The 443-nt window shown below is 67.9% G+C and carries 1 protein-coding gene; it reads right to left on the bottom strand.

Annotation, left to right across the window (positions count from 1 at the left end; all coding sequences use genetic code 11):
- On the bottom strand, window positions 1-443 hold a 443-nt coding region (locus BJP32_RS16725; RefSeq protein WP_143255509.1), incomplete at both ends, for an SPFH domain-containing protein.

The raw sequence follows: 443 nt of genomic DNA, 5'->3' as shown, positions 1-443 counted from the left end.
GCTTCCAGGATGCGCGCTTCGCGCTCGCCCTGGGCGGAGAGGATCGCGCTCTGGCGCTCGCCCTCGGCGCGCAGGATGCGCGACTGGCGCTCACCCTCGGCGGTGAGGATCTGCGACTCGCGGGAGCCCTCGGCCGTGAGGATCGTGGCGCGCTTGTCTCGCTCGGCACGCATCTGCTTCTCCATCGCCTCCTGGATCGAGGTCGGCGGATCGATCGCCTTGATCTCGACGGTCGCGATGTGGATGCCCCACTGGCCGGTCTTCTGGTCGAGCACCGCACGCAGCTCGTTGTTGACGGTGTCGCGGCCGGTCAGCGCGCCCTCGAGCGTCATGCCGCCGACCACGTTGCGCAGCGTGGTGATCGTGAGCTGCTCGATCGCCTGCAGCGGATTGGCGATCTCGTACGTCACCGCCTTGGGATCGGTGACGGTGAAGTAGATGAC

The sequence above is a fragment of the Brevundimonas sp. ZS04 genome (assembly GCF_001956865.1).
Classification (GTDB): Bacteria; Pseudomonadota; Alphaproteobacteria; order Caulobacterales; family Caulobacteraceae; genus Brevundimonas; species Brevundimonas diminuta.
This window is presented reverse-complemented; position numbering and strand designations above follow the sequence as displayed.